The 19,921-nt window shown below is 67.6% G+C and carries 21 protein-coding genes and 1 pseudogene; 7 read left to right on the top strand and 15 right to left on the bottom strand.

The window, feature by feature from the left end:
- The 9 genes from fliF to LR393_RS11420 form a co-directional block, all read right to left on the bottom strand.
- Entirely contained in the window at window positions 1-1,602 is a 1,602-nt protein-coding gene (gene fliF, locus LR393_RS11380; protein WP_231483808.1) for a flagellar basal-body MS-ring/collar protein FliF, read from the bottom strand.
- Window positions 1,599-1,997, bottom strand: coding sequence for a flagellar hook-basal body complex protein FliE (locus LR393_RS11385; protein WP_231483809.1), 399 nt, complete (start codon window positions 1,995-1,997; stop codon window positions 1,599-1,601). Before LR393_RS11385 ends, fliF begins: the two co-directional genes overlap by 4 nt.
- 1 nt (window position 1,998) lies before the next feature.
- Window positions 1,999-2,397, bottom strand: coding sequence for a flagellar basal body rod protein FlgC (gene flgC, locus LR393_RS11390; protein WP_231483810.1), 399 nt, complete (start codon window positions 2,395-2,397; stop codon window positions 1,999-2,001).
- Between the two features lies 1 nt (window position 2,398).
- On the bottom strand, window positions 2,399-2,755 hold the full coding sequence (locus LR393_RS11395) for a flagellar basal body rod protein FlgB (RefSeq protein ID WP_231483811.1): 357 nt from the start codon (window positions 2,753-2,755) through the stop codon (window positions 2,399-2,401).
- A gap of 348 nt (window positions 2,756-3,103) precedes the next feature.
- Window positions 3,104-3,436 (bottom strand): hypothetical protein, encoded by a 333-nt coding sequence (locus LR393_RS11400; RefSeq protein ID WP_231483812.1) that lies wholly within the window; start codon window positions 3,434-3,436, stop codon window positions 3,104-3,106.
- 6 nt (window positions 3,437-3,442) lie between these two features.
- On the bottom strand, window positions 3,443-3,841 hold the full coding sequence (locus tag LR393_RS11405; RefSeq protein ID WP_231483813.1) for a flagellar export chaperone FliS: 399 nt from the start codon (window positions 3,839-3,841) through the stop codon (window positions 3,443-3,445).
- An 88-nt stretch (window positions 3,842-3,929) separates the two neighbouring features.
- Window positions 3,930-5,813, bottom strand: coding sequence for a flagellar filament capping protein FliD (fliD, locus tag LR393_RS11410; protein WP_231483814.1), 1,884 nt, complete (start codon window positions 5,811-5,813; stop codon window positions 3,930-3,932).
- A 137-nt stretch (window positions 5,814-5,950) separates the two neighbouring features.
- Window positions 5,951-6,787: a flagellin N-terminal helical domain-containing protein gene (locus LR393_RS11415; RefSeq protein WP_231483835.1), complete on the bottom strand. Its 837-nt coding sequence runs from the start codon at window positions 6,785-6,787 to the stop codon at window positions 5,951-5,953.
- Between the two features lie 110 nt (window positions 6,788-6,897).
- The gene (locus tag LR393_RS11420) at window positions 6,898-7,812 is read right to left on the bottom strand and encodes a sigma-70 family RNA polymerase sigma factor (protein WP_231483815.1); all 915 of its coding nucleotides are present in this window, start codon (window positions 7,810-7,812) and stop codon (window positions 6,898-6,900) included.
- Between the two features lie 360 nt (window positions 7,813-8,172).
- Between LR393_RS11420 and LR393_RS11425 the strand changes: the two genes are divergently transcribed.
- From LR393_RS11425 to LR393_RS35195, 5 genes are all read left to right on the top strand, one after another.
- Window positions 8,173-8,670 (top strand): flagellar protein FlgN, encoded by a 498-nt coding sequence (locus tag LR393_RS11425; RefSeq protein ID WP_231483816.1) that lies wholly within the window; start codon window positions 8,173-8,175, stop codon window positions 8,668-8,670.
- A 4-nt stretch (window positions 8,671-8,674) separates the two neighbouring features.
- Window positions 8,675-10,084, top strand: coding sequence for a flagellar hook-associated protein FlgK (flgK, locus tag LR393_RS11430; protein ID WP_231483817.1), 1,410 nt, complete (start codon window positions 8,675-8,677; stop codon window positions 10,082-10,084).
- A 1-nt stretch (window position 10,085) separates the two neighbouring features.
- Window positions 10,086-10,943 carry a flagellin N-terminal helical domain-containing protein gene (locus tag LR393_RS11435; RefSeq protein WP_231483818.1) on the top strand — a complete coding sequence of 286 codons (858 nt, stop codon included), beginning with the start codon at window positions 10,086-10,088 and terminating at the stop codon, window positions 10,941-10,943.
- A gap of 150 nt (window positions 10,944-11,093) precedes the next feature.
- Window positions 11,094-11,525 (top strand): flagellar assembly protein FliW, encoded by a 432-nt coding sequence (locus LR393_RS11440; RefSeq protein ID WP_231483819.1) that lies wholly within the window; start codon window positions 11,094-11,096, stop codon window positions 11,523-11,525.
- A 154-nt stretch (window positions 11,526-11,679) separates the two neighbouring features.
- The gene (locus LR393_RS35195) at window positions 11,680-12,222 is read left to right on the top strand and encodes a carbon storage regulator (RefSeq protein WP_407937308.1); all 543 of its coding nucleotides are present in this window, start codon (window positions 11,680-11,682) and stop codon (window positions 12,220-12,222) included.
- A 254-nt stretch (window positions 12,223-12,476) separates the two neighbouring features.
- On the opposite strand, the gene LR393_RS11450 is transcribed toward LR393_RS35195, so the two are convergent.
- Window positions 12,477-14,711, bottom strand: a complete 2,235-nt coding sequence (locus tag LR393_RS11450) for a heterodisulfide reductase-related iron-sulfur binding cluster (protein ID WP_231483820.1) — start codon at window positions 14,709-14,711, stop codon at window positions 12,477-12,479.
- A gap of 917 nt (window positions 14,712-15,628) precedes the next feature.
- On the opposite strand from LR393_RS11450, the gene LR393_RS11455 reads away from it, so the two are divergent.
- Window positions 15,629-16,804: a hypothetical protein gene (locus LR393_RS11455; protein WP_231483821.1), complete on the top strand. Its 1,176-nt coding sequence runs from the start codon at window positions 15,629-15,631 to the stop codon at window positions 16,802-16,804.
- 79 nt (window positions 16,805-16,883) lie between these two features.
- Here LR393_RS11455 and LR393_RS11460 read toward each other — a convergent pair whose 3' ends face one another.
- Window positions 16,884-17,114: a hypothetical protein gene (locus tag LR393_RS11460; protein ID WP_231483822.1), complete on the bottom strand. Its 231-nt coding sequence runs from the start codon at window positions 17,112-17,114 to the stop codon at window positions 16,884-16,886.
- Between the two features lie 216 nt (window positions 17,115-17,330).
- Between LR393_RS11460 and LR393_RS11465 the strand changes: the two genes are divergently transcribed.
- The gene (locus LR393_RS11465) at window positions 17,331-18,515 is read left to right on the top strand and encodes a damage-control phosphatase ARMT1 family protein (protein WP_231483823.1); all 1,185 of its coding nucleotides are present in this window, start codon (window positions 17,331-17,333) and stop codon (window positions 18,513-18,515) included.
- A gap of 227 nt (window positions 18,516-18,742) precedes the next feature.
- Here the strand turns inward: LR393_RS11465 and LR393_RS36975 are convergent, their stop codons facing one another.
- The 4 genes and pseudogenes from LR393_RS36975 to LR393_RS11480 form a co-directional block, all read right to left on the bottom strand.
- Window positions 18,743-18,910 (bottom strand): LuxR C-terminal-related transcriptional regulator, encoded by a 168-nt coding sequence (locus LR393_RS36975; protein WP_345718701.1) that lies wholly within the window; start codon window positions 18,908-18,910, stop codon window positions 18,743-18,745.
- Window positions 18,856-19,224, bottom strand: coding sequence for a response regulator (locus tag LR393_RS11470; RefSeq protein ID WP_231483824.1), 369 nt, complete (start codon window positions 19,222-19,224; stop codon window positions 18,856-18,858). Before LR393_RS11470 ends, LR393_RS36975 begins: the two co-directional genes overlap by 55 nt.
- A 95-nt stretch (window positions 19,225-19,319) precedes the next feature.
- Entirely contained in the window at window positions 19,320-19,475 is a 156-nt protein-coding gene (locus LR393_RS11475; RefSeq protein WP_231483825.1) for a hypothetical protein, read from the bottom strand.
- Window positions 19,472-19,921: pseudogene (locus LR393_RS11480) on the bottom strand (hypothetical protein); the annotation flags it as partial. The gene LR393_RS11475 and the pseudogene LR393_RS11480, both read right to left, overlap by 4 nt.

Consider the following 19,921-nt stretch of genomic DNA (forward strand, 5'->3'; position numbering starts at 1 on the left):
CTACTTCCGTTCTGCCAGCCAGCCCTGGAGCATCGCGGCGACGTCGTCGGGCTGATTGTCGACCATGGCGGACACCTCGTCGCGCATCCGATCGCGGGACAGGTCGGCCTCCTGGGCCAGGGCGAGCTGCTGGTTGTTGGCGATGGCCTGCGGCGACAGCAGCATCCCGTCGGGCAGGTCCGAGGCGGTGGCTTCGATCCGGGCCTCTTCCTCCTCGATCTGCTGCTTCTTGCGACGGCGCAGGAAGATGATCACCGCGATGAGCACCAGCAGCGCCAGGCCGACCTGCTTGGCCAGGCTCAGGTAGCCGGCCGTCTTCTCGGAACTGGCCTGGGCGTCCAGGGCCTTCTTCGCCGCGTCGGCCGCCGAGGTGTCGAACGGCAGCACGCTGACCTGCACGCTGTCACCGCGGGCGGTGTCCAGGCCCAGGGCGTTGGTGACGAGTTGCGAGGCGGTGTTGGTGTTCATGGCCCCTGCCGTCTTGCTGTTGAGCACGACCGCGACGGTCATCCGTTCCACCTTCCCCGGTGCCGCCTGGACCTCGGCCACGCTCTGGTTCACGGCGTTGTTCACGGTCGACTGGTACCGCCCGTAGTTCCCGGCGCCGCCGCTGGAGCTGAGCGGTGTCGGCAGGGTCTGTCCCAGCGTGCCGCCGGCGGCCGCGTTGTTGCCGCTGTACGTCTCGGTCACCTGGGCCTCGCTGATCGGCGGCGGTGTGGGTGTGGACTGGGTGAAGATCTTGCTGGTGGTCTTCTGCTGGTCGAAGTTGAGGGTGGCGTTGACCTGTACCTTCGAGTTGTTCGGCCCGACCACCGCGTTCAGCACGTTCTCCACCGAGTTGTTCATCCGGCTTTCGAAAGCGGCTGTCTGAGTGTCGGTCTGACCGGCGTCCGAGGCGGCCGAACCGCCGCCGGCACCGGAACCCGAGAGCAGTTCCCCGCTCTGGTCGGTGACCGTCACGTCGTCGGGGCTCAGGTTCGCCACCGACCCGCCGACCAGCTGGGTGATCGACTGCACCTGGCTGTCGGTGAGTTCCGTGCCGGGCTTCAGCTTGAGCAGCACCGACGCGGTGGGCTTCTGATTGTCCTCGGAGAAGACGCTCTCCTCAGGGATGGCGAGCTGCACGACCGCCTTGTCCACCCCGTCCATCGCCTCCAGGGTCTTGCCCAGCTCACCCGAGAGGGCCCGCTGGTAGGCGACGTTCTGCTGGAACTCGGTGGCGGTGATGCCCTGGTCGTCGAGCAGTGACCAGCCCTCGCCGCTGCTGCCGTTGGCGCTGCCGGCGAGGCCGGCCGCGGCCAGCTTGATGCGCTCGGAGTAGACCTGCTCCTTGGGCACCAGGATCGCTGTTCCCGAGTCGGCGAGCTGGTACGGCACCCCGTCGGTGTTCAGCTGTTCCGTGATCGCGTTGGCGTCCTCGCCCGAGAGACCGCCGTACAGCGGTGTCCAGTTCGGTTGCGAGAGATACTTGCTGAGGGCGAAAGCGGCCAGCAGCAAGGCGATGACACCGATGATCACGACGGCGCGCTGTCCGGCGGTGAAGCCGTTGGCGAACGTGCGCACCCGCGTGGTGACTGCCTTGGCGTTGAACTGAGGACTCAAAGCTGCATCCCCATGATCTGCTGGAACGACTCAAGCGCCTTGTTGCGCAGGGTCGTCGTCAGCTCGACGGCGGTCTGGGCCTCGACCGCGGCGATCACGTAGTCGTGGACATCGTTGAGGTCGCCGGTGGCTGCCCCGATCGCCTTGTTCTGGGCGGTGATGTCGAGGTTCTCGACGCTCTGCAGGCCCTTGCCCAGCGCGTTGCCGAACGAGTCGCTGCGGGCCGAGGCGGCCTCGGTGATCGCGGAGGTGCCGGCGCCGGGCACCGAGATGTTCTCGATGCTGCCGACGTCGGCGGTGCCGAGCCCCGCGGCCATCTGGCTGTAGAGATCGGCGCCGGAGATCAGGGCGCTGGGGTCGGTCACACCGACCGCGGCGACGGGCATGACGCTCATATCAGCCACGTCCCATCTGGATCGCGGCCTGGTAGGCGGCCCGCACCCGGTCGAGATTGGCGGTGTTCGCCTGGTAACCGCGTTGCGCCATGACCATCTCGGTCATCTGGTCACCCATGTCGATGTCCGGCCGCCGCACGTAGCCCTGGGCGTCGGCGTAGGGGTGCTCGGGGTCGTAGACCAGCTGCCCCTTGGCGTCGCCGAGCTCCACGCCGGCGACCCGGACACCCGAGCCCACCCCGCCGTTCTCGACCGACTGGGCGATCACGTAGCGGGCCTGGAAGGCGTCCTCATTGCTGGGACGCACCGTGTTCACGTTCGCGATGTTGTCCGACACGGCGTCCATCCAGTTCTGGTGGACGTACATACCGCTGCCGGAAATGTCGAGAGATTCAAACATGTCAGTTGCTCCTGATCGCGGCACGCAGCAGGCTGAAGCGATCGCCGGTCGCGCGAAGGGCCAGCTCGTAGCTCATCTCGGTCTTGACGCTGCTGACCGAGGCTTCGCCCAGGTCGACGTTGTTGCTCGTGAGATCGCCGGCGGCCCCGGAGTACGCGACCGTCGGGGTGACCACCTGGGTCGGGTCGTCACCGTTCGCCAGTGCCTGCTTCAGCTGACCCTCGAAATCGACCGAGCGAGCCCGGTAGTACGGGGTGTTGACGTTGGCGATGTCGTCGCTGATCGCCTGCTGCCGCTGGGACAGACCGTCCAGTGCGGTGTGCAGGGCTTTGATCGAGACGTCGTCGAGCATGGACATGGAACGTCGCCCTTCCCGGGAACTCGCGGGCACAATCGTCGAATGACTGGGGGGTCGCGCCGATCCGTGGCGCTACAAGAGCGGTCCTTGCTCAGAACCAGGCTTCGACGCAAGCTCATCGGGTCTTGAGGGATGCTCCGTTCCTGTGAATGTCGTTCATCCGAAAGAACCAGCCACCCTTGAGATTCCCGGCGGAATGCCGGAAGGTGAAGGGTTCGCGGCTTTTGGCTGGACCGGCCGGGCGACCGCCGAACCGGTGAGGCGGACACCGCCTCGAGAACTCGTTCTCCGCGTCCAAAAGCAAGAAGCACGGCCATCGGGGGATGACCGTGCTTCTGTGTCGGCTGCTCAGCCGTTGATGTCCAGGGTGGAGCCCATCCGGGCTTCCGAGGCCCGGGTGAACGTGGGCCGGATACGGGAGATCTCGGAGCGGAACTCCTCGCGCAGGAAGCGGGCGCGAAACTCCAGCTCGGTGACCCAGCGCTGCAGTTCCTCGGACCGGTGCCGGAAGGACTCCGGTGGACGTCCGGGGGGAGGGGCGATCGGCCGGAGCGCGAAGACGTCGTGCCGGCTGAGGGCCACTTCGAACTCGTGCATCGATTGCTCGACGGCGTCGAAATAGCTTGACCAGGCGGCCGTGGCCTCCCGGTTGGCGGCTCGGACCGAGTCGGTGGTGGTCATCAGATGTCAGCCCACCGGAGAGGGGCTCGTCGACGCTTCCAGCGTGAGCGCCTGCTTCCAGGCGTCACGTAGTGGTTCCAGCATTTCTCGCACCGCCAGAATGCGCTCCGGCTGCGGGGGCAGCCGGCTGCTGTTCAGCTCGTTGACCATCCACAGGTACAGGCTCTTGAGGCCGGCGCCCTCGGGCCAGGCCGCCACGTCGAGGCTGCTCCACAGCTCCAGGATGATCTCCTGGGCGTGCTGGATGCGGTTTCCGACCGTGGAGTGGTCCCCGGTCCGCATCGCGGCCTCGGCGACCGCGAGATCGCCGATCAGCCGGTCGTAGAGCATCGTCAGCAGGCGCTGCGGTGAGGCCGTGTGGGCGGTGTCGTCCGCGTACCGTGACCGGGCCAGTCCGTTCGGCATTCGTACTCCTTGACCTCGCAGGCATCTCTCCGGGCAAAGCTGAGCCGCAGGGCCCACGCCGGGATCGGGGCGGGCCCTGCGGATCGGATCAGCTGGACGAGGAGCTGCTGCTGCTGTTGAAGAAGCTCGCGAGCGAGCTCTGCTGCGCCTTCAGCGCGGAGAGCGAGCTCTCCATCGCCGTGAACTTCGCCGTGATGCTGGAGCGGTACGCCGCCAGACGGTCGGTCCAGGCGTCGATCTGTGTCTGCAGATCCTTCACCTGGGTCTTGGCGGTGGTCTGGGCCTGCACCAGGGTGCCGGTCTGAGAGTCGCTCATCTGGCTGAAGAGCGACCCGAACTGCTGGGCCAGGCCGGGCTTGTAGGTGATGTCACCGATGTCGCCGGTAGCAGTGCTGTTGACCAGGATCGACAGGCCCGCAGAAGGGTCGTCCGAGGTGGGGGGCACGGTCAGGATGTTCCCGATACCCGTGGCCTCGACGCCGTTGATGGTGCCCTTGATGTCAGCACCTTCGGTGGTCTGGCTGACGGTGGCACCGGCGACGGCACTGCCGCTCGATGTCTCGGTGAACTTGACCTCGAAGGCGCCGGCCGAACCCGGGTTCGTCGAGGTGAAGGAGAGATTGCCGCTGGCGTCGGCCGCCGCGGTGATGCCCATGCCGGACTGGGCCAGCATGGTGTTCAGTTTCGCGGCCACCGCGCTGGCATCCTCGCCGGAGGCGACGTCGTACTTGACGGTGGTGCTGCCCCGCAGCAATGCCACCGTGCGCCCGACCACACCGGTACCGGGTGGGATCACCTGCCACTGCTCGGCCTTGGCCTGCGAGGTGACGTCGACGGCGTAGGTGCCGGCCTGAGTGGCCGATGTGGCCCGGGAGAGACTGGCGCTGGCGGACTTACCGGTCGCGGCGGTGAAGGAGGAACTGGCCCCGTACGCAGCCATCGTGCCGGTCGGATCGGTCTTGAACGCGGTGTCGAACGTGGTCTTGTCGAACTGCACCTGTCCACCCGAAGTGACGGACAGGCCCGGGGCGTTCATGCCGGAGACGGTGCTCAGGATCTGCTGCTGCAGGGCCCGGACGGTGCTGTCCCCGAGCAGTGGTCCACCGGTCTTGGTGCTGGAGTCCCAGGCCGTGTTGGTCGTGATCGAGCTCAGCAGGTTGTTGATGTTGGTAACGACACCGGAGATCTGGTCGGACACCTTGGTCGTGTCGACCGCGCTGCCGACGGTGACGCCGGCCTCGACCTTGCCGACCGTGAACGAGAGGCCCTGGGCGACGTCGCTGAAGGTGTTCGTGGCCGAGGTGACGGTGTAGGCATTACTGCCGCTGCCGCCGATCTTGATCTCGGCGTCGGCCCCTTCGGCCAGGATGTTCATCTGGGCGCCGGCGCCGGGGAAGCCGCTGAGCCCGGACAGGGTGAACTGGGAAGCCTCACCGGTGGTGGTGGAGGCGACCTGCAGGCGATAGGTGCCCGGCGAGGTCTGGACCGCGGACGCCGTGACGCCGGCGTTCGCGCTGTTGATGGCCGAGACCACCTCGCTGAGCGAGCCGGTGCCGACGTTGATCGAGGTGGACGTGCCGTTCTTGTCCAGCGTGATGGAGCTGCCCGACGCCACCGTGGCGGAGAGCGAGTTCACCGAGCCGTTGGAGATCAGCGAGTGCGCGCTGGCCACCGAGGTCACGTCGAAGGTGAGCGAGTTGGCCACGCTGCCGGTCGCGGTCGCCGTGACGGAGGAGGACGACGAGGTGGCCGAGGTGGTGGCCCAGGAGCTGGTGTTGGCCAGGCTGCTCATCTGGGTCACGAGCGAGCCGATGCTGCTGAGCATCGAGCTGTAGGCGCTGACGGCGCTGTTCTGCTCGATCTGGCGGTTCTTCAGGAGTGTCTGGGAATTGCCCTGGACGGACACCAGTTTGTCGACGATCGATTTGGTGTCCAGGCCAGAGACGATGCCACCGATGGTAAGCGAAGTCATGGGCGTGGTCTTCCTGTGCACAGTGCGACAGCGGGGCTTGTGACGATGGGCCGGGCATACGAAGCCCTGCCCGGCCCATCGTCACGATGTGAAACTAGAACCGGGTGGCGGCTTTTCGATCACCACCCGGCCCGGAATCACTGCAGCAGCTTGAGGATGCTCTGCGGCTGCTGGTTGGCCTGCGCCAGCATGGCGGTACCCGCCTGCGACAGGATCTGCGCCTGGGTGAAGCTCACCATCTCCGAGGCCATGTCGGTGTCCTGGATACGCGCGTTGGAGGCGGTCAGGTTCTCCACCGACACGTTCAGGTTGTTCACCGTGTGCTGGAAACGGTTCTGGTAAGCACCCAGTGTCGCCCGGGTGGTGGACACGGTGTTCAGTGCGGCGTCGATGGCGTCGATCGCCGACTGGGCCGAGGCCGTGTCGGTCAGGGACACCGAGCCGGTGTCCACGGCGAGACCGGTGGTGGTCATGGCCGTCCCGGTGAGGTCGGCCGTGATCCGGTCGTTCGCCGAGTTGTTGGCGCCGATCTGGAAGGTACCGGTGTAGGTGCCGTCCAGAAGGTTCTGGCCGTTGAAGTTGGTCGTCCCGGCGATCCGGTCGATTTCAGACTGGAGCTGGCTGAACTCCGTCTGGGAAGCGGCCTGGGCGGAAGCGCCCTGCGAACCACCGGAAGCGGCCTGGACGGCCAGGCTTCGCATACGCTGCAGGATGACCTGCGTCTCGTTCAACGCACCGTCAGCGGTCTGGACGACGCTGATGGCATCCTGAGCATTACGGACAGCAACGCTCAGACCACCGATCTGCGCCTGCAGCCCCTGAGAGATCGCCAGGCCGGCCGCGTCGTCAGCCGCACGGTTGATGCGGTAACCACTGGACAGCTTCTCGAGGGAGCTGTTCTGGCTGGTCTGGGTGTTGCTCAGGTTGCGGTAGGCGTTCAGAGCGGCCACGTTGCTGGTCACGTACAGACCCATGATGTCCTCCTTGGTCGGGTCGAATTCCGATCCATCCGTGGACCGGGACAGCATCCTCATCGGCGGGGGTGCTGCGGTCATGAAGGTTTCCGGAAAGTTTTTCGCCGGAACTACAACCGGGCGTCGACGTCCGGGGCGGACGAGAGGTAGCGGCCGACATTGACCCGGCTGCTGACCGTGGAGCGCCGCGCGACCGCGTCCACATACGCGTCCCTCCGTCGCCCACGGGCCCCCTGGACCGGCTGGCTGACCGCACCCGAACCGGCCCTCGCATCGGCCTCCAGGAGCCGGGACAGGGCCTCCCGCAGGAGTTCCAGTCCCTCGGCCCGCAGTTGCGACACCCGTGACTGGGTCACGTTCAGCTCGGTCGCGAGCTCGGTGAGCGGCCGGCTCTCCAGGTAGTACCCGCTGACCACCAGGCGCAGGCGGTCGGGCAGCTCGGCGATCGCGTCCCGGAGATAGCCGACCCGTTCCGCGGCGACCAGGGCGTCTTCCGGCTGCGGGGCCGGATCGCGCAGGGTCGCGGCCAGGCCCTCTCCCTCGGGGGTGAAGGAGTCGAGGGAGAGCAGGGAGGCGCGGTCCTGCCCGCCCCGGATCTCCCCGATCTCGCTCTCGGTCAGACCCGAAGCGGCGGCGAGCTCGCTGTCCAGGGGGGTTCGCCCGAGTGCCACGGTGAGCGCCTCGGACGTGACCGCCAGGGCCCGGGCCCGGCTGCGCAGAGAGCGGGTCGCCCAGTCGCGCTGGCGCATCTGATCGATCATCGCCCCGCGGATGCGCGTGTTCGCGAAACGTGCGAACGGCACACCCAGGGTGGGATCGAACGACTGCGCCGCCTGAACCAGGGCGAGCGCGCCGGCGCCGGTGAGGTCGTCGGAGTCCAGGTGCCTCGGCAGACGGGAAGAGGTCTCCCGGGCGATGTAACCCACCAGGGGCAGGTGCTCCCGGACCAGAGCCTCCACCTCGGCCGCCGAACGGGGGGAGGCGGACTTCCCGGACGTCTGGGGGGAGTTCAGAAGATCGGCCACGCTTGGTCTTCGACCGCTGCGCGCCCCAGCTCGACCACCGCTCAGGAGTTCTCCGGCAAAGCATCCGGATGGAGCAAGACCCCCCGCGCGGGGGAGCGATTTCGGGACGGGACGGGCCGGAGCCAGGCAGATCGCCGGGACTGGATCGCCCACTGGGGCTCAGGTCGGCCACCCGGATGCCGACAGGCATTGCATGCTCCGGCAATGCCGGAGCGGGTGCGGCGGGAAAAGGAAGCAGCCAGGTGGATGAATCCCCCACCGCGGTGGTCAGCATTCCCGGACGTACGCCGATCGAACGACCGGATGAACGCGTCCGGTGCTTGAGTAAACCGAACTCGGAACCCCTTTGGAGATGTCCCGATGAGCCTTCCCGATCTTGCCGCCGTGCTGTGGCGACAGCGCGAGCTGATCGAGCGGCTCTGCTATCGCCTGGAGTGCGAGCAGCTTCTGCTCGCCGCCGGCCGGATGAACCGAATCGCCTTTGCCGTTTCCGAGGTGGAGACGGTCGTCGAGGACCTGCAGGTGCTGGAGCTCCAGCGCGGGGAGGCGGCCGACCGGGCCGCCGCCGAGCTCGGTCTGCCGGCCGGAAGTGGTCTGTCCGACCTGGCTGCGGCTTCGCAGCCACCGTGGACCGGGGTGCTGCTCGAGCACCGCGCCGCCCTCATCGCACTCACCGCGGAGCTGCACGCTCTCGCGGACGCCAACAAGACCATGATCAGCAGCGGCATGGCGCTGGTCGAGGCCGCAATGAACTCTCTCGGATCGCTGTCCCCCCACCAGGCCGTGGGTTACGACGCGACCGGCCATGCCGATCCAGTAACCGGGCGTCTGCCCGCCGTCATCGATCGGGTGCTGTGACCACATGAGCTTCAACATCCTGGGCAACGGACTGACCGGGTTGCAGGCGTCCCAGCAGGCGCTGAATGTCATCAGCCAGAACATCGCCAATGCCAGCACTCCCGGATATGTCCGCCAGCGGGCCATTCTGGAGAGTCAGCAGACCTCGCCGGGTACGAACGTGTACACCGGCAACAGCGCTCAGTTCATGGGCGTCAAGGTCACTGGCGTGGAACGCATCTCGAGTGCGTTCAAGCAGGCCGCACTGAACAGCGCCGTGGGCAAGCAGGAAGCGCTCTCGGCCCAGGCCGCCCCGCTGGACAACATCCAGGGGCAGCTTCAGGAACCCGGCACCACCGGCCTCCAGAGCCTGATGACGCAGTTCTACCAGGGCTGGACCGACCTCGGGAACAACCCGGTCAAGACTGGGGGCACCATCAACGGGGCCGCCGCCGGCGTGGTGATCCAGCAGGGCGCCACCCTGGCCGGGAAGCTGAACTCGCTGTCCGACGGCGTGGCCTCGGAGTACCAGAACCAGTTCGCCAACCTGACCGGCATCGTCGAGCAGGTCAACGCGCAGACCCAGAAGGTCGCCGCCCTGAACCAGCAGATCATGCAGGGCACGGCCGGTAGCAACAACGTCAACGCCCTTCTGGATCAGCGTGACTCGGCGATCAACGAGATCGTGAAGCTGACCGGCGCGACCGCCACGAGCCTGGACAACGGGTCCGTGCAGGTGTCCGTCTCCGGCGTGACCATCGTGTCGGGCAACGCCTTCAACCTGATGTCGGTCTCGGGTGCCAGCACCATCGAGGAGGCCGGTGGCGCCAACGCCCCCGGACTGCTGGTCGGGACCGTCAAGGCCTCACCGGCCGGGGGTCAGGCCGCGGGGGTGCTCTCCGCGCTGAACACCGACCTGCCGGCGATCAGCGCCACGCTGGACACCATCGCCAACGGTATCCGCGACGCCGTGAACTCGGTGCACAGCGCGGGTTACACGCTGGCCGGTACTCCGGGTGGGGACTTCTTCACCGGTGAGGGGGCCCAAGGGCTCACGGTGGCGGTGACTTCGCCCGAAGAACTAGCCATCTCGCGTGTGGACGGGGTCTCGGCCGACGGCAGCAACGCCGGCAAGATCGGCGATCTGGTGACTCCCGGAACGATCTCGGCGGTGCTCGGCGGGGCTACGGCACCACAGTCGGTGTACTCCGGGATGGTCACCCGGATCGGCACTCAGCTACAGGGTCTCAACACCGCGATCGATTCCCAGAGTGGCATTGTCGCCACCGCTCAGAGCGCCGTGGACTCCGAGTCCGGCGTCGATCTGAACGAGGAACTGACCAACATGATCCTCTTCCAGCGTTCGTTCCAGGCGAACTCCAAGGTGATCTCGGCCGCCAACGAAATGCTCCAGACTCTGATCGGAATGGTGTGACATGGCTAGGGTGACCACGCTCGGTCAGGTGAACCAGTCCCTGGCCGCTCTTCAGGCCAGTCAGACGGCGGCCGCGCGCCTGCAGGAGCAGGCCGCCAGTGGCAAGCGCATCAACAAGGCGAGTGACGACCCGACCGGTACCGCCATCTCGATACAGCTGCGCGACCAGCAGGCGGCCAACACGCAGTACACGCGCAACTCGCAGTACGCCAACGGCCAGCTCTCCACGGTCGACAGCACCCTCCAGTCGATCGTCTCGCGGATCAGCCAGGTGCGATCCACCATCATCTCGGCGACCACCACGACGAACGCGAACTCGCGATCGGCCCTCTCCGCCAACGTGACCCAGATCAAGAACGAGCTCCAGGGCCTGTACAACACGCAGTACCAGGGCCGTTCGATCTTCGGCGGTACATCGGCGGTCGGGGCGGTGGACTCCGACGGGGCCTACATCGGTGACGGGAACCCGGTGATGGTGCGGCTGAACGCCTCGACCAGTGTGCGCGTCGACGTCGACGGCGCCTCGATCGGGGCCGGCACCTTCAGCGACCTGCTGGACAAGATCGCCGGCGATGTCGCGAACGGCGAGGGCAACGACAGCCTCGACGATCTGGACTCGCTGATCAACAGCGTGATCACGGCCAACGGAAACGTCGGTGCGATCCAGAGCCGGGTGACCTCCAGCCAGGTCGCCGTGAACGCTCAGGACGCCGACCTCAAGACGTCCCTGGCCGAGAACGAAGACGTCGACTACGCGGATGTTCTCACCCGCTTCTCGTCCCAGCAGGTGGCCTACCAGGCCGCGCTCGGCGTGACGGCGCGCATCAACCAGACGTCCCTCCTCGATTTCCTGCAATAACCCGCCCAGGTGCGTGCAGGAAAGCGCGCACCGCTACCGAAGGGTGCGCGCCCCGTTGGGCGCGCACCGCGATCAAGGTGCGCGCAACCGTGCGCACCGGAGCCGAGAGGTGCCCGCTCAGCGGGACACCAGGATGGGGTGACAGGACTTATGCATCCTGCTCTTCTCACGAACGCCAATGCCGGAACGGCGACGACCGCCGACATCCCGGAGATCAATTTCGTCCGGCCGATTCCCGGGTTCAGCGATCTGCGGCACTTCGCGCTGACCCGGCTCGACGACCGGGAGACGCTGATCTCGGAGTTGCGGAGCCTGGAGCGACCGGACGTACGGTTCGTGGTGACCACGCCGGCGATCTTCTTCAGTGACTATGTGGTGCAGCTGGACGACCAGGACTGCGAACAGCTGGGCCTGGAGTCCGCGGCGGACGCGCTCATCCTGACCGTTCTCACCCCCGGTGACAACGCGAAGACCACGACCGCGAATCTGCTGGCACCTATGGTCATCAACGCCAAGACCCGGGCTGCGGCCCAGGTCATCCTCACCGGCACGGAATGGCCGGTGCGCGCGCCACTGGGTTGATCGGTGCTTACTTTCCGCTAGCCTCTCCTCACGGCCTGAAGTCGGCCGTGGTCGCGGCCCCTTGCTGATCGCGATCCAAACGGGGTCCAGGGAGGGAGCCGCGGTGCTGGTACTGACACGCCGAGCTGGCGAGAGCATCGTGATCGGGGACGACGTGCGAGTCGTCGTCCTCGACGTGCGAGGAGACACCGTCCGCCTCGGTATCGAGGCCCCACGCAGCATCCAGGTGCACCGCGCGGAGGTCTACGCCGAGGTTCAGGCCGCCAACGCTGCTGCGGCGGCCTCCGGGGAAAGCCTTGAGGAAGTGTCCGAAAGGCTGCGCCGCATGGCCCGCCCGGTGGTTCCTCGCCCGACCGCGCCGCACCGTCAGCCGGGAGAGCGGCGCCCGGGTAGGACTTCGACACCGTCGACGCCCAAACCCGGTCCACCGCCGTCCGGTCAGTCCGGTCAGCCCGGCCCAACGGCGGAAACAGCACAGAACAACCAGCCCGCGCCGTCTTCCGAGTCGGCCGGGCCGCCGGTACCGAGCGCAGCGACGCGACCGGTGCCGGCACCACCAGCCCGTGGAGCGGGCCAGCAGGAACAGCGGGGCGGCCGCACCATGCAGGCCGCCAGGCCCGTTCCCGCGCCACCTCGGTCGGGAGTTCCGAAACCGGGTCCGATTCCGCGACCCGGCCCGCCCGCCGAGGAGACCTAGACCGACCAGGTCATGTTCGTGAGCACGGTCCGGCCCGTTCATTCGGGCCGGACCGCTTGCGTTGGGGCGCGGGTTTTCGCCCATTGAGGACGAGGTTGTCACCAGCGACGGACGCGAACGTTCGCCTTCTTCGTCCGTGATCAGGCAATCCCCCCAGCCTCCGGCCGGGAGGTGCCCCCACTTCCCCGGGGAAGGATTGCCTGATCACGAACGGTTCGGATGGCCGAGCGGGAGCTCTTGCTCCTACCCGGGGTCTACTCGGCGGGGGCCTTGCCCCGCTGCACCGCGGCCAGCAGCATCTGGGCCACGTCCAGCACCTGGACCTCTTCCCGCGCAGCACCTTCGGACTGCTGGGCGGTGAGCCCGTCGGAGAGCATGACCCGGCAGAACGGGCAGCCGACCGCGATCGTGTCGGCTCCGGTCGCGACGGCCTCCTCGGTGCGGGTGACGTTGATGCGCTTGCCGAGCTTCTCCTCCATCCACATCCGGGCACCGCCGGCGCCGCAGCAGAAGGCGCGTTCCTGGTTGCGCGGCATCTCCCGCAGCTCGATGCCGGGCAGCGAACCGATCAGCTCACGGGGCGGTTCGTAGATGCCGTTGTGCCGGCCGATGTAACACGGGTCGTGATAAGTCGCTGTACTCGTACTGCCCCCTTCGATGGGGGCGACGGGAGTCAGTCGCTTCTCGCGGACCAGCCGGTTCAGTAGCTGGGTGTGATGGACGACCTCGTAGTTGCCGCCGAGCTGCGGGTACTCGTTCTGGATCGTGTTGAAGCAGTGGGCGCAGGAGACGACGATCTTCTGGGCCTTGGACTCGTTGAGCACCTCGACGTTCTGCATGGCCAGCTGCTGGAACAGGAACTCGTTGCCGGAGCGGCGGGCCGAGTCACCGGTGCAGGCCTCGCCGTCGCCCAGCACCGCGAACTCCACGCCGGCCTCGTTGAGCAGCTCGGCGATGGCGATGGTGGTCTTCTTCTGACGGTCTTCGTAGGCGCCTGCGCAGCCGACCCAGAACAGGTACTCCACCTCGGTGAGGTCCTCGATGTCGCCGCCGACCTGCTTCACCTCGAAGGACAGGCCCTTGGCCCAGTCCATCCGCAGCCGGGGCTTGAGGCCCCAGGGGTTGCCGTTCTTCTCCAGGTTCTTGAACAGGCCGTTCAGCTCGTTCGGGAAGGCCGACTCGATGAGTACCTGGTAGCGCCGCATGTCGACGATGTGGTCGACGTGCTCGATGTCGACCGGGCACTGCTCGACGCAGGCCCCGCAGGTCACGCACGACCACAGCACGTCCGGGTCGATCACGCCGCCCTCGGCGTTGTACGCACCGAGCGGGTTGTCCAGCTCGTAGCCGGTGTCGCCGATCAGGGGACGCCCGGCGAGCGGCTGGGCAGCCGTCAGCACCTCGGAGGATTCGGCGTTCTTACGCGCCTCCTCCGACGCCAGCAGCCACGGCGCCTTGGCGTAGGCGTGGTCGCGCAGCGACATGATGAGCATCTTCGGCGACAGCGGCTTGTCGGTGTTCCAGGCCGGGCACTGGCTCTGGCAGCGGCCGCACTCGGTGCAGGTGCTGAAGTCGAGCAGCCCCTTCCAGGTGAAGTTCTCAACCACCCCGACGCCGAGCGCGGCGTCTTCGTCCAGCTCGTCGATGTTCTCGAAGTCGAGAACCTGGCCCTTGATCGAGATCGGCTGCAGCGGGCCCAGGCTCGTGGTGGAGTCGTTCACCCGGGTCGGTGTGGCGTGGCGCTTGAACCAGATGTTGGGGAAAGCCAGGAACCGGTGCCAGGCCACGCCCATGGTGTTGTTGAGGCCGATGGTGATGGCCCACGACATCGAGATGGCGATCTTGATCCCGGCCACCAGCACGATCAGGTTCTCGAGCGTGCCCTCGGACAGGCCCTCGAAGGCCCGGCCGAGGATCTGGCCGAAGGGGAAGTGCAGGCCGCTGGGGTGCAGCGCGTACTCCAGGCTGCGCAGCAGCAGCACGCAGACCAGCACGCCGAGGATGATCGCTTCGACGAAGTAGGCCTGCCAGAAGCTGGACCCGAAGAACCGGGAGGAGCGGCCCTCGCTGCGCGGGTGGTGCTTCTGGCGCACCGCGATCAGCAGCAGGATGCCGGCCAGCCCGATCACGGTGATGCCCTCGGCGATCCACTCGTACGGAGGGAACGTGCCGATCAGCCACAGGGTCGTGTGCGGGTCGAAGATCTGACCGTACGCCGTGACCAGGGTGGTGAACAGGAGCCCGAAGCCGACCATGGTGAACCAGTGCGCGATCGCGACGATCGGCAGCCGGGCCATGCGGGTGTGCCCGAGGAACTCCCGCACCAGCGTCGTGGTGCGCGCGACCGGGTCGTCCGAGCGTGATCGGTCGGGTTCCCCGAGCCGGATGACCTGCACGAAGCGGTTCGCGGCGCGCGTCAGCAGCGCGACCCCGGCCGCGGTCATGGCGAGGCTCACCACGATCACCGCGATCTGGAGCGGAGTGTTCATGGCCGAAGTCTCGCAGTCACAGATTCCCGCTCTGCAACGACCCGGCGTGGCGCATCTCATTCATGACCGGCTTCACCCCCTCCGATCTGCGGGGGAACCGGTCGCAGACCGGAGGAACGGCGGTCAGGGCCCGATCCCTCGGTAGCGCGCCAGGCGGGTGCTCAGGCGTCGTTCCGGGTCGGCCCGAGCACGGTGTGCAGTCCGCGTTCCAGCGCGAAACCGATCCGCCGCAGAAAGGCCTCGGCGGTGTCGTCCGGGTACTCCGGCACCACGGTGTCCACGATCCGGTCACGTAGGAGGTCACGGGCCCGGACGCCTGGGCGTCGGCGATCCGGGCGCCCCCGGGTGGGCGTGCGGTACGGGATCTCAGAGGCACCCTCCGGTGGCAGGGGCGAGACCCAGCCGTGGCTCCGCGGCGATCACCCGGTTCGCGGGCAGCAGGGCCGGCGCATCCCGCCCGCGCCCTGCCCGAGCACCAGGCACACCCATGGGGGCGGCCAGCGTGGTCAGGTCGGCCGGCGACCGGGCAACGGCGCTGCACCGTCGTCCGGCCTATGGATGTGGGGAACGAAACTCCGGCTGATGACCGTTTTCCTGAACAAGATTCGTGTTCGACCGGTGACCCGGCCGGACTTCGGGGATCGGCCGAAAGAATCAGGTGGGCGGATGCAACGTGCGCCCGAATCGCGGCGTCTGTAGACCGTTGCGCCTGAAGCAGACGGGTGCAAAGGCCGTCAATCCGGAGGGGGCAACGATTCAGTCTCAGCGTTAGCCCGATAGACGGGAACTGTGCTGGAGCTGTGCATCCGTCCGATACGGTCGAGTAAGAACTGCGGATCCCCGGGCATCTGCTCGGGTGGTGCCGGACATCCGGTCGGCGAGGGGCCGAAACCGGACCAACAGCAAGGGGTGGGGTAGTGACCACGCGTTCCAAGGCAATGGCATTCGCGGGCTTCGGCCTGGCGGCCGCAGTCGGGATCACCGGCTGCGGATCGGGTTCCGACTCGGCCGACGGTGAGACCGGCTCGGGCAGCAACAGCGGCGGCACTCCGAAGGAAAAGGTCGCGGCCGCGTTCCAGAGCCTCAACGGCTCGTCCAACGCCGGCTTCACTCTGAAGCTGGACAGTTCCACGGCCGACCTCGAGAAGATCAGCGCCGCGCAGGACTCGAGCGAGAAGCTCGACGCCGAGGACAAGAAGACGTTCGGCTACCTGCTCAAGGGCAGTGTCACGATGAACGTGTCCGCCCCCGAGGGCAAGACGTTCGCCGACGTCACCAAGGACAGCGCGGCGACGAAGTCCGACAACCTGCTGAAAGACCCGGCCGCCTTCGAGGCCGCGCTGAAGAACTCCGGTTCGGTGGCGACCTCGGTGGTCTACGACGGCTCCGGCCTGGTCGACTTCGTCAGCAAGGACGGGTTGTTCTACCTCCGGGCCGACGCGGACAAGATCGCGACGCTGTCCGGTCAGAACCTCAGCAGCCTCACCAGCACGCTCGGCCAGCTCCCCCCGGTCATCGCCACGCCGGCCCAGAAGCTGTTCGACGGCCAGTGGGTCTCTCTCGACCTGGTGAAGACCGTGCAGATCCTCGACAAGCAGGGCCTGCTCGACGAGCTGTCGAAGAGCCAGGACGCCACCGCCGCCGATGCGGTCGACCCGGCCAAGGTGCAGAGCCTGATCACCTCGCTCGAGGCGTCGTACGACAGCGACTCCCAGGTCACGGAGGTCGATGGTGGCTACCAGGTGTCGGTGCCCTACGAGAAGACGGCCGACGCCATCAACGACGACCTCGTCGCCCTGATCGGTGCGGACGAGGTGGCCGACTTCCGCAAGGAGCTGAAGCAGGCCCCGAACAAGGACCTCGTCTTCACCGTCAAGGCGGACGACGACAAGCTCACCGGCGTCAACATCGACCTGAAGCAGTTCCTGACCAAGCCGGTCGAGGACGCCACGTTCGCGGTCGACCTCGCCGTCGACACGGACGCCAGCGCGGTGCAGGTGCCGACCGGCGCCACGGCCGTCGACATCCAGGGCCTGTTCAACCTGATCCCGGCCGACAGCCTGGCGGGTCTGGCCCAGGGCTCCGGTCTCTGATCGGGTAACCCGGACCCAGCCGGCGGGGCCGGAACCTTCGTGAGAAGGTTCCGGCCCCGCCGTGCGTCCAGGGTCTGTTTCAGAACATCGGATGCCGGTCGGCGAAGTCGACCGCGAACACCCAGAGCCCGATGATCTCCCCGCACACAGCGACCAGCGCGACCGTCGTCTGAATACCGCGCGACTGGCCCGGCAGCAGGGTCTTGGCCAGGCGGCGGTTGAACTTCCAGAGCTTGTCCCAGAGCCAGTTCACCAGATCGACGAAGACGAAGAACGTGTCCCGGACGAGCCTTCCGGTGGAGTCGATCATCGCTGTCCTCCCGTCGTCGTGCGCTGAGGGTCTGCCCCGTGGATCACCATTCTGCGCACCGGCAGGCGTCGGCCGGGATGTACGCGCACTGTCGGGGTGCGAAGACGCCATGCACCGCCCTGCGCTCGGTTCCTGGGAGAGGCATGCGGGCATTGTCCCAATTCCGGGCTTCGTGCCGAGGGATTTCCGCCGGATCGGGGCTGAGAGGCTTGCCTCATGGATCTGGCACCGCTGACCGCGTCCGGCGACCCCCGCCTCACCGCGCCCGTCATCACCACCGCCGACGGCTTCCCGCGCAGCGTGCTGCGTGACCGGCATCCGGAACTGCTCGCGAAGGTGCTCGACGGTGTGCCCTACCCACCGGAGGTCCGCCTCGCCGTGAACGGCCTGCTCCAGGAGCTCGACGGGTCGATCCTGCCCCTGTCCGACAGCCATGCCGATGCCGCGCAGTGGGCTGAGTGGTCTGCGCCCTATCTGGGCAAGAGCTGGTACGAGGTGCCCTTCCTCTGGGCCGAGAACTTCTTCTACCGCAAGTTGCTCGGCGCCACCGGCTGGTTCGCCCCGGGCCCCTGGCAGAGCGTGGATCCGTTCGGTCCGCAGAAGGATGCCGAGCTCGCCGGCGCCGCCGTGCAGGCCGAGCTGGAGGCCCTGGAACAGCTGGGATCGCTTCCCGACAGCCAGGCTCTCGACTCGCTCGTCCTGGCCGCGCTCTGGGGCAACCGGGCCGACCTCGGATTCAAGATCCAGCGCCCGACCGGCGACGACGGCGCTCCGGAAGTCGACAACATGATCGCCGACCAGCGCGATGCCCTGCTTCCGCTGCTGACCGATGCGAGCCGGATCATCCTGATCACGGATAATGTCGGTCGTGAGCTGCTGCCCGATTTAGTGCTCGCTGACCGGCTTTTGGTAGGCCGATCGGGCGTCACCGCTTGGTTGCACGTGAAACCGAGCCCATACTTCACCTCCGACGCCATGCCGGCCGACGTGCTGAAGACCGTGCAGCGGATGGTCGACGGGCCGCCGGCGGCGTCTGAAATAGGCCACCGGCTGCGGAATTTTCTCTCCGAGGGCCGCCTGGAGCTGGTGGCGCACCCGTTCTACGTGGCGCCCCTGACCTACGACCAGGCTCCGCCCGACCTTCAGAAGCATTACGCGCGGGCCGATCTCACGCTGCTCAAGGGTGATCTGAACTACCGCCGGCTGGTCGGCGACGCTGCGTGGCCCGCGACCACGCCCTTCGGGGCCGTCACCAGTTACTGGCCCGGCCGGGTCGCGGCCCTGCGCACGCTCAAGTCCGACGTGCTGGTCGGTGTGGACGAAGAGCGGCTGGCCGCGCTCGACGCGACCGGGGAGGCGTGGCGCACGAGTGGGCGCCACGCCGTGATCCAGCTGAAGTGATGGTGCACCCGGCCGCCATCGGGCCCTGACCCCCGATGGCAGCCGGGCCGTCTGGTCGCCGGTACCTGAGTGCGTTGTTCCGGTCGTGGAGGGGCGCCGGCGTGAGGCTGTCAGCCCGGGCCGCTGCTCCTGCATGGACGTTCCCCCTCACCCGCTCCTGCTCACCCCCGAGCAGAATCAGGCTAGGCAGGGATCGGGCCGTTCGGTGCCGAAACGGCGAAATTGTCTCAAAGCCACCATCCGGACCGGATCGCGAACGCCACCAGCTGAGCCCGATCGCGGGCCCGGAGCTTGACCCTCGACCGGCTCACGTGGGTGCGTCCAGTGTCGGTAGAAACACTTAACGGGGTTGCTGTCTCGGCGTTCGAACGGCTCGTCGCGACCCACGAGACGATCTCCTGCTCGCGGTCGGTCGGATCCTTGAGGCGAGGACGCGGCCGGTGGGAACGACGTCCGTCCCGAACTCCTCGATCACCCTGCGCGTCACGGACGGTGCCGGCCACGACCCACCGTCGGCCACGACCCGGATCGCCTCCCGGATCGGTCGGGGTGCAGCGTCTTTCAGGAGGAATCCGCTGGCCCCGAGTTCCAGCGCCTCGAAGACGTATTCATCCAGCTCGAAAGTCGTCAGCATGACCGTCCGCACCGATGCCGGCGATGGATCGGAGGTGACCCCGGCGAGCAGGCCGAGGCCGTCCAGGACGGGCATCCGGATGTCGCAGAGCACCCACGTCGGGCCGGGTCCGCCGGATCAGCGCCAGGCCGTCACGGCCGTCCGTCATGGCTTTCACGGCCCTAACGGCCCTAACGGCCCTCGCGACCCTCACAGCCCTCACGGCTGTCACCCGCCTTACCGGCCGGTTCCAGGTCGTCCTCGGTCGCGATCGACGTGGCCGGCCCTGGCCGCACCAGCGGCTGGTCGCCGACCAGCGCCACGCCGACCAGCGCCACGCGGATCACCGGGGCACCGGGAAGCGCCCGGGTACGCAGGAGCGGGCCGCCGTCCTGAACCCCGGCGGCAGCTGGGGGGCAGCGTTCGCCAGCCACCTCGTCCTCAATTTCACGAAGGCACCGGCAAACTCGCGGTGACCACAAAACCTTGTAACACCGTCCGCGATACCCGTCCCGGTGGCCGACCGGATCGTGCACCCGGCCCCGTCGTCGGCGACTGTGACCGTGAACCGGCCGCCGGAGAGGAGCCGGGAAACCACCGCACGCCGCGCCCGGGCGTGCCGCAGCACGTTGGTCAGCGACTCCTGCACCACGGCGTACACCACCTGACCGATCTCGTCGGGACCCGCCAGGGCCGGGTGGACGTCCGTGGGCAGTTCCACGGCCGGCCCACCCGAGCGCACCCGAGCGCACCCGAGCGCACCCGAGCGCACCCGAGCGCACCCGAGCGCACC

Source organism: Kineosporia mesophila, from assembly GCF_021129235.1.
Classification (GTDB): Bacteria; Actinomycetota; Actinomycetes; order Actinomycetales; family Kineosporiaceae; genus Kineosporia; species Kineosporia mesophila.

What these genes read in the sequence shown, in the direction of transcription:
- LR393_RS11385 (WP_231483809.1), bottom strand. Translation starts at nt 1,997, where the DNA reads ATGAGCGTCATGCCCGTCGCCGCGGTCGGTGTGACCGACCCCAGCGCC.
- flgC (WP_231483810.1), bottom strand. Translation starts at nt 2,397, where the DNA reads ATGTTTGAATCTCTCGACATTTCCGGCAGCGGTATGTACGTCCACCAG.
- LR393_RS11395 (WP_231483811.1), bottom strand. Translation starts at nt 2,755, where the DNA reads ATGTCCATGCTCGACGACGTCTCGATCAAAGCCCTGCACACCGCACTG.
- LR393_RS11400 (WP_231483812.1), bottom strand. Translation starts at nt 3,436, where the DNA reads ATGACCACCACCGACTCGGTCCGAGCCGCCAACCGGGAGGCCACGGCC.
- LR393_RS11405 (WP_231483813.1), bottom strand. Translation starts at nt 3,841, where the DNA reads ATGCCGAACGGACTGGCCCGGTCACGGTACGCGGACGACACCGCCCAC.
- fliD (WP_231483814.1), bottom strand. Translation starts at nt 5,813, where the DNA reads ATGACTTCGCTTACCATCGGTGGCATCGTCTCTGGCCTGGACACCAAA.
- LR393_RS11415 (WP_231483835.1), bottom strand. Translation starts at nt 6,787, where the DNA reads ATGGGTCTGTACGTGACCAGCAACGTGGCCGCTCTGAACGCCTACCGC.
- LR393_RS11425 (WP_231483816.1), top strand. Translation starts at nt 8,173, where the DNA reads ATGAGCCTTCCCGATCTTGCCGCCGTGCTGTGGCGACAGCGCGAGCTG.
- flgK (WP_231483817.1), top strand. Translation starts at nt 8,675, where the DNA reads ATGAGCTTCAACATCCTGGGCAACGGACTGACCGGGTTGCAGGCGTCC.
- LR393_RS11435 (WP_231483818.1), top strand. Translation starts at nt 10,086, where the DNA reads ATGGCTAGGGTGACCACGCTCGGTCAGGTGAACCAGTCCCTGGCCGCT.
- LR393_RS11440 (WP_231483819.1), top strand. Translation starts at nt 11,094, where the DNA reads ATGCATCCTGCTCTTCTCACGAACGCCAATGCCGGAACGGCGACGACC.
- LR393_RS11450 (WP_231483820.1), bottom strand. Translation starts at nt 14,711, where the DNA reads ATGAACACTCCGCTCCAGATCGCGGTGATCGTGGTGAGCCTCGCCATG.
- LR393_RS11460 (WP_231483822.1), bottom strand. Translation starts at nt 17,114, where the DNA reads ATGATCGACTCCACCGGAAGGCTCGTCCGGGACACGTTCTTCGTCTTC.
- LR393_RS11465 (WP_231483823.1), top strand. Translation starts at nt 17,331, where the DNA reads ATGGATCTGGCACCGCTGACCGCGTCCGGCGACCCCCGCCTCACCGCG.
- LR393_RS11470 (WP_231483824.1), bottom strand. Translation starts at nt 19,224, where the DNA reads ATGCCCGTCCTGGACGGCCTCGGCCTGCTCGCCGGGGTCACCTCCGAT.